Origin of the sequence: Phenylobacterium sp. (genome assembly GCF_030654915.1) — a bacterium.
In the GTDB taxonomy this organism is placed as follows: Bacteria; Pseudomonadota; Alphaproteobacteria; order Caulobacterales; family Caulobacteraceae; genus Phenylobacterium.
Map to the genome: position 1 here is coordinate 1 of NZ_JAURWM010000201.1, position 6,476 is coordinate 6,476.

The 6,476-nt window shown below is 64.3% G+C and carries 9 protein-coding genes; 5 read left to right on the forward strand and 4 right to left on the reverse strand.

Annotation, left to right across the window (positions count from 1 at the left end):
* Nucleotides 1-374: energy transducer TonB (locus tag Q7T84_RS10300; RefSeq protein WP_370653646.1), on the reverse strand; the 374-nt coding region annotated here is incomplete at its 3' end.
* A 106-nt stretch (nucleotides 375-480) separates the two neighbouring features.
* Here Q7T84_RS10300 and Q7T84_RS10305 point away from each other — a divergent pair.
* Nucleotides 481-1,212 carry an endonuclease/exonuclease/phosphatase family protein gene (locus Q7T84_RS10305; protein WP_304808436.1) on the forward strand — a complete coding sequence of 244 codons (732 nt, stop codon included), beginning with the start codon at nucleotides 481-483 and terminating at the stop codon, nucleotides 1,210-1,212.
* On the opposite strand, the gene Q7T84_RS10310 is transcribed toward Q7T84_RS10305, so the two are convergent.
* Nucleotides 1,199-2,653 (reverse strand): phospholipase D-like domain-containing protein, encoded by a 1,455-nt coding sequence (locus Q7T84_RS10310; protein WP_304808438.1) that lies wholly within the window; start codon nucleotides 2,651-2,653, stop codon nucleotides 1,199-1,201. The genes Q7T84_RS10305 and Q7T84_RS10310 overlap by 14 nt on opposite strands.
* 158 nt (nucleotides 2,654-2,811) lie before the next feature.
* The gene (locus Q7T84_RS10315) at nucleotides 2,812-3,129 is read right to left on the reverse strand and encodes a hypothetical protein (RefSeq protein WP_304808440.1); all 318 of its coding nucleotides are present in this window, start codon (nucleotides 3,127-3,129) and stop codon (nucleotides 2,812-2,814) included.
* A gap of 173 nt (nucleotides 3,130-3,302) precedes the next feature.
* Between Q7T84_RS10315 and Q7T84_RS10320 the strand changes: the two genes are divergently transcribed.
* The 3 genes from Q7T84_RS10320 (at nucleotide 3,303) to Q7T84_RS10330 (ending at nucleotide 4,586) form a co-directional block, all read left to right on the forward strand.
* Nucleotides 3,303-3,725, forward strand: coding sequence for a PaaI family thioesterase (locus tag Q7T84_RS10320; RefSeq protein ID WP_304808442.1), 423 nt, complete (start codon nucleotides 3,303-3,305; stop codon nucleotides 3,723-3,725).
* Nucleotides 3,726-3,727: 2 nt separating this feature from the next.
* Nucleotides 3,728-3,946, forward strand: a complete 219-nt coding sequence (locus tag Q7T84_RS10325; protein WP_304808444.1) for a DUF1289 domain-containing protein — start codon at nucleotides 3,728-3,730, stop codon at nucleotides 3,944-3,946.
* A gap of 130 nt (nucleotides 3,947-4,076) precedes the next feature.
* Nucleotides 4,077-4,586: a TIGR02281 family clan AA aspartic protease gene (locus Q7T84_RS10330; RefSeq protein ID WP_304808446.1), complete on the forward strand. Its 510-nt coding sequence runs from the start codon at nucleotides 4,077-4,079 to the stop codon at nucleotides 4,584-4,586.
* Here the strand turns inward: Q7T84_RS10330 and dusA are convergent.
* Nucleotides 4,530-5,567 (reverse strand): tRNA dihydrouridine(20/20a) synthase DusA, encoded by a 1,038-nt coding sequence (gene dusA / locus Q7T84_RS10335; protein ID WP_370653647.1) that lies wholly within the window; start codon nucleotides 5,565-5,567, stop codon nucleotides 4,530-4,532. The two genes, Q7T84_RS10330 and dusA, sit on opposite strands and share 57 nt — an antisense overlap.
* A gap of 163 nt (nucleotides 5,568-5,730) precedes the next feature.
* On the opposite strand from dusA, the gene Q7T84_RS10340 reads away from it, so the two are divergent.
* On the forward strand, nucleotides 5,731-6,476 hold a 746-nt coding region (locus Q7T84_RS10340), incomplete at its 3' end, for a site-specific integrase (protein WP_304808450.1).

Sequence of the window (6,476 nt, forward strand, 5' to 3'; positions counted from 1 at the left end):
GCCCCTGTCGGCCTGACGATCTTGATCGCGTCCACCCCAGTCGTCGGAGGAACGAAGCGGATCCGCAGTCGATAGGGACGCCCCGTGATCGGTGATCCGTCCTCTAAGGTGGATCTCGCGTGAAAGCCCTTGGAGAGCGCCAATCCGGCTTCGAGGAAGCCCGCGCCCGTCGGCGTCTCGCTCTCCACCACGCAGTCGACCGGCCTACCACCCTCATTCCAGGTGCAGTTGAAGACGACATTGCCGCTCAGTTGTTCCTCCAAGGCCTTCCTTGGATAGACCTGGGCTATCTGCTCCCCGTTGGGCCGGGATATCCACACGGGACTAGCGACAGGCTCGCTTGCGGCAATAGCCATCAAGAACGGCAAGAGCATTCGCGCTTCTCCCAGTTTGCATTCGAACTATCACGCGAACCTTCGCCGTGCGCCAGCGTTGGACCGGTTGCGCCGCGCGCCAGAGGCGTGCATTCCGTAAGCCTTCATGCCCCGCATCCTCACCTATAATGTCCACCGCTGCGTCGGCGCCGATCGGCGACTGGATGTCGCCCGTGTCGCCGAAGTGATCGCGCGACTGAAGCCCGACATCGTGGCGCTACAGGAACTCGATGTCGGCAGGGCGCGGACCGGCGGCGTCGACCAGGCCCACCAGATCGCCCGCCATCTCAAGATGGCCTTCCACTTTCATCCGGCCCTGCGGGTGGAGGAGGAACTCTATGGCGACGCGATCCTGACGATCTATCCGGAGCGGTTGATCCAGACGGGGCCGCTGCCCGGCCACCCGGCCATACCCCGGCTGGAGCCGCGCGGCGCGGTGTGGCTGTCCGTCGAGATCGAAGGCAAGCCGGTGCAGGTCATCAACACCCACCTGGGGCTGGTTCCCAAGGAACAACAGCTTCAAGCCGCCTCGCTGGCCGGTCCATCCTGGCTGGGTCACCCGATGCGTAAGGGCCCCAGCATATTGCTGGGCGATTTCAACGCCACCAGCAGTTCAGTCGTCTATCGCACCCTCTGCGCCAAACTGGCCGCCGCCCGCCGCCTGGCGCCCACCAGATCGGCGACCTCGACCTTCCCCTCGACCCTGCCCGTCCTGCGCATCGACCACATCTTCGTGAGCCCGGAGATCAAGGTGGAGAACGTCTTTGTCCCCTTCGATCCGCTCACGCGGATCGCCTCCGATCACCTGCCGCTGGTCATGGACTTCAGTGTGACATGAAGCGCTGGTGCTTCTCCTGATAGAGCAGGTCGCGCCGGCGCGAGGCGCGCCAAGAGTCCGTGACATTGTAGGGATCGCCCAGGTGGTACGTGGCGATGATCTCGCCCAGCGGCGTCTGCTTCATCGGCAGGATCGGCGATAGCCGCCCCTCGCTGTTCAGGGCGTCGATAGCCGGGATCAGTCCGCCCCACTCTTGCCGCGCCTTGGAAACCGCCTCGCCGGTCTGCCCTAGGAAGTGGCCAATCAGGCGATCTCGCAGCGCGCTGATCGCGCGTTCGTCGGCCTCGCAGCCTGCTTGCACGCCAAGCTCGACCTCGGTGTCAAAGCCGCCGGACCGGTTGTTGAGATTGGCCGATCCCACCCGCGCCAGATGATCGTCGATCACCGTGACCTTCGAATGGACGATGATCTTGGTCCCGGCGGGCGTAATCGGATACCAGGCTCGGAAACGCCCGAAGACATCGGAGGCGCGCAGCCGCCACAGCATGTTCGAGCGTGCGCGGTCCATAGTCAGTTGGTCGAACCAGCTAGGGCTCTGGCCGGTAGAGATCAGCACCACCTCAGGGCCATCAGGCTCACCCAACCGCCTGGAGACCGCCTCGGCGATCAGCGGGCAGGTGAAGTACTGGTTCTCCAGATAGATCGTCGAGCGCGCCTCCATGATCGAGGCGATCATCAGCTTGCGGATTTCCGTGACGCCCTCGCGTCCCGCCCACTCCGGCTCGGTGCGCTGAAGGGAGATTTCGATGTCCTTGAGCTGGGCGGGAATGTGAGCTGGCCAAGGATCGTGGATCGGCACGGCTTCCGGAGCTGGCAGGACCTCGCGGGTCACACGCCTCCACCGCTCTCGCGAAAGATCGCCGAGGGCCTGGGCCGCCGCGCCATCGACCATCATCATCACCTCGTGGCGCGGTGGATGGTGCTGTTGGTCGGGCATGATCCGGCGGGGATCGTGCTCCAGGTGGCCGGGCGTATCCCAGCGATCGACGCTGATGTCGCCACCGCCGCAAAAGGCCAGGGTGTCGTCGATCACCAGCACCTTCTGATGGTGGCAGGCGCCGAACGGCACCTGGTCGTCGAGCACGAACTGCACATTCGTATCCTTGAACCAGGACCGCGCCCGGTGGGGGAAGAACTGCTGGCTAGCGGCGATGGGCAGGGCCGATTTCCAAATCAGCAAGCGGATCTCAAGGTCCGGCCGCGCACGCGATACCGCCACCAGGATACGGCCGACCTCGTCGGGATCGTCAGGTCCGTCGAAGCCGTCGGGAAACAACCGGGCGCGCGGATCAAAACCCCAGCCCAACAGGAACACCGAGCGGCGCGCGTTGCGCAGCGCCTCGAAGACCGCTGTGTAATAGGCTTCGTTATCAACGAGGAACGCGGCGCGCGAAGCCCGCGCCTTTCGCCAGCAAGTATCGCCCGGCCTCAAGACGTCCATGCCGACCAATGCCCCGCTTCAACGAACTTCGACTCAAACAGCCTACGGCCAAGGTGGGTTCCGCGCGAGCACTCGCATTGCAGGAGAGAATACAAAAAATGCGCGCCCGGGAGGAGCCGGGCGCGCCATCAAGGTGATTGGACCGGGGGCTAGTACAATCAGCTCTTGTAGACTTGGCACGGCCCGCTCAATTCGGCGGTCAGCCGCGCCTTGCGATCGGTGCTGTCGGTCTTGGCCTCGCGCTTGGCCTTGTCGTACTCGGCCTTGCCGCGGTCCAGCACCGGAGGCGAGCGGCGGCTGCTTTCGCTCTTTATGAAGGCGTCCATGGCCGCGGTGTCGATCTGCGTCAGGCCAGACTCGGCCAGGCCGCGGCAACGGTTGGCCTTGATGAAATCGACGTCGCTGACGGCGGCGGCGGCGGACCCCGCCGCGGCGAGCAGACCGGTGGCGGCGAATGCGATGGCGATGAGTTTCATGGTGTCACTCCCTCTAAATTTGTGGAGGGAACCTGCTCGCCAAATCGACATTTCTCAAATTAATTACTAGCAACAATGAATGCAATATCATTACGATGCTGTAATCGTGCACGACCACTACTTAGGAAACATAAAATTCTTGTAATAATTGGCAAGCCCGGCAAACCTTAGCCATGTTTCCAGAGCTCAAACTTGACGCCGCCCGCGTCAACGCCCTGATTTTCAACGCCTTCCCCGGAAATACGGCGGAAGCGTTCCCCAGGATCACCGAGGCTGAGCCGGGACGGGTGCACGTCGTACTGCCCTATCGCGAGGGCATGCTGCGCCCCGGCAACCTGGTGTCCGGGCCAACCCTGATGGGTCACGCCGACACCACCGCCTACGCTCTGGTGCTTTGCCATGTGGGCGAGGAGCTTATGGCCGTCACCAGTTCCCTGGTCATGAACTTCCTGCGCGGCGCCAAGCCGGGCGACGTTCACGCCGAGGGCCGGCTGCTGCGTCTTGGCCGCCGCAGCGCGGTCTGCGACGTTAGGCTCTGGACCGAAACGCCCGATAGACTAGCGGCCCAGGCCACCGTGACCTACGCTATTCCCTAGCCATGACCGATCAGCCCCTTCGCCCGCCCGCCCCGATCAAGACGCCCTGCATCAAGGTCTGCGTCGTCGATGGTGAGAGCGGCCTGTGCATGGGCTGCTATCGCCAGCTCTCCGAAGTCGCGGGATGGGCCAAGCTGACGGATGACGACCGCGCCCGGATCATGACCGAACTGCCGGACCGACGCAGCCGTATCCGCCCTGAAAAACTGGCGATGTTCTGAGCCTAAACGGTTGCGCTTGTTAGGGTTTCGTCAAGGCTGTTGATTCACCGCTTACACACGCCACGCGCCTAGTTTCCTCCTCGAGCGCGGCCGGACACGATCCCGGCCGCCGAGACGGCGAGGTATCTAGATGCTGAAATTGGCGGTGATCGCCCTGTTGGGCGCGGTGTCGGCGGTGGGCGCGGGCGAAACCCTGGCCAACCTCAAGAACGCTAACCAAGCGCCAGAACTGCGCGCCGCCGTGGCGATCGCGCCGCAAGCCTCCGCGATGGTTCAACCGGCCTCGATCGCCAAAGGGCCCGACGGACACTATTGGGCCGAGGCCGACGTCAACGGCTCGCGCGTGCGCTTCCTGGTCGACACCGGCGCCAGCGCCGTGGCTCTGACGACCACCGACGCCCGGCGGCTAGGCATCGCCACCGAGAAGCTCGACTACGCCTACAAGGTGGTGACCGCCTCGGGCCAGACCCGCGCCGCGTCGGTGAAGCTAGGCCGGGTTTCGGTGGCCGGCGCCCGTCTGGACAATGTGGACGCGCTGGTGATCGAGGAGGGGCTGGAAAGCTCGCTGCTCGGCATGAGCTACCTAGGCCGCCTCGCCAGCTTCGAGGCGACGCAGACGTCGCTCATCCTGCGCCCCTGACACCGCGGCCAGGGCGGCGTCGATGACCTCGATCCCCGCGCCGGCCTTCACGCCCTCGACCGTAAGAATACGCCGCCAGCTACGCGCCCCCGGCAGACCGTGGAACAGACCCAGCATATGCCGGGTCATGGCGGCCAGATGCACGCCCCTGGCCAACTGCCCCTGCACATATGGCCGGTAGAGCTCGACCGCCTGGAAGGCGTCGATATCCTCGCCCTGCCCAAACACCCGGCGATCAACCTGTCCGAGGATGGCAGGCTCGTGATAGGCCGCGCGGCCCAGCATCACCCCGTCCACATGCTCAAGATGACCCAGGGTGTCATCCAGGGAAGCGATCCCGCCATTGATGACGATGGTCAGGTCTGGCCGTTCACGCTTGAGCCTGTGGACCAACGGATAGTCCAACGGCGGCACGTCTCGGTTTTCCTTCGGCGACAATCCCTTCAGCCAGGCCTTGCGGGCGTGGACGACGAAACTGCTCACCCCAGCCTGGGCGCAAAGATCGACGAGCCCAAATAGGCTCTCCGCCGGCTCCTGGTCATCGACCCCGATCCGGCATTTGACCGTGACCGGAACCTTCACCGCCGCGCCCATGGCGGCCATGCAGTCGGCGACCAGCTCCGGCTCGCGCATCAGGCAGGCGCCGAACCGGCCGCTCTGAACCCGGTCCGAGGGGCAGCCGACATTGAGGTTGATTTCGTCATAGCCCTCGGCCTCGCCGATCAGGGCGGCGGCCACCAGATCGGCCGGATCCGATCCGCCAAGCTGCAGGGCCACGGGGTGCTCGACCGGATCATAGGCCAGCAGCCGCTCACGATCACCATGCAGGATCGCACCCGTGGTCAGCATCTCCGTATAGAGCAGAGCGCGCGCCGACAGCGTCCGATGCAGCACCCTGCAGTGCCGATCGGTCCAGTCCATCATCGGTGCTATACTAAGTAAATGATGTTGATTTTTCAATGACTTCTCTTTATATCTCAACGCCTCAGAGCGACTAGACGACCCGCTGCCCTGCGACGCTTTACGACCCTTTTCGCCACGTTTCGAATTCTCACTGCACCCGATTTGCACGCGAACAATGGCCTCGATCCGTAGACAGAAATCCGGCGCCTGGCGGGTCCAGGTCCGACGCAAGGGCCGCTCCTTGAGCGAGACCTTCGTCAGCCATGAAGACGCCAAGCGATGGGCGATCGACGCAGAACGTCAGATCGACCGCGGCCAGACTCCAACCAAGTCCCGGATCGCCCGGCTTCGGACGTTCGGCCACCTGATCGATCTGCATATAGCAGATATGAAGGCCGTGGGCCGCGCCCCTGGGCGCACGAAGACCGCGACCCTAGCGATGCTCAAGCGTGAGCTCGGCCCTCGCAACATTGTCGAGCTGGACCGCGAGCGGCTCTTGGAGTTCGGTCGGCAGCGTGCGGAACGCGGAGCGGGCCCGGTGACGCTGTCGATGGACATCGGCGCGATCAAGCTTGTGATCTCCCATGCTGCGGCCGTGCACGGCCTGCCCGTGAGCGTCGAACCCGTCGAGCTGGCTCGCATCGCACTGAGGCGGCTCGGGCTGGTCGGCAAGAGCAACGAGCGCGACCGACGTCCGACGAAGGAGGAGCTCGAGGGGTTGTTCGCGCACTTCGACGGCAATGGCCGCCAGGTCATCCCGATGACCCGCATCATCAAGTTCGCGATCGCGACCGCCTTGCGCCAGGAGGAGATTTGCCGTGCGACGTGGGAGGACTACGAGGTCAAAGGCAAGATGCTGCTGATCCGCGACCGCAAGGACCCACGGCACAAAAAGGGCAACGACCAGCGCATCCCCCTCCTCGATGTCTCCGGCTACGACGCGATCGCCTTGATCGAAGAGCAGCGGGCGATCCGGGCGAATTCAGA

Excerpts from the sequence above, each read along its gene's own strand:
- Q7T84_RS10305 (WP_304808436.1), top strand. The coding sequence starts at position 481 with ATGCCCCGCATCCTCACCTATAATGTCCACCGCTGCGTCGGCGCCGAT.
- Q7T84_RS10310 (WP_304808438.1), bottom strand. The coding sequence starts at position 2,653 with ATGGACGTCTTGAGGCCGGGCGATACTTGCTGGCGAAAGGCGCGGGCT.
- Q7T84_RS10315 (WP_304808440.1), bottom strand. The coding sequence starts at position 3,129 with ATGAAACTCATCGCCATCGCATTCGCCGCCACCGGTCTGCTCGCCGCG.
- Q7T84_RS10320 (WP_304808442.1), top strand. The coding sequence starts at position 3,303 with ATGTTTCCAGAGCTCAAACTTGACGCCGCCCGCGTCAACGCCCTGATT.
- Q7T84_RS10325 (WP_304808444.1), top strand. The coding sequence starts at position 3,728 with ATGACCGATCAGCCCCTTCGCCCGCCCGCCCCGATCAAGACGCCCTGC.
- Q7T84_RS10330 (WP_304808446.1), top strand. The coding sequence starts at position 4,077 with ATGCTGAAATTGGCGGTGATCGCCCTGTTGGGCGCGGTGTCGGCGGTG.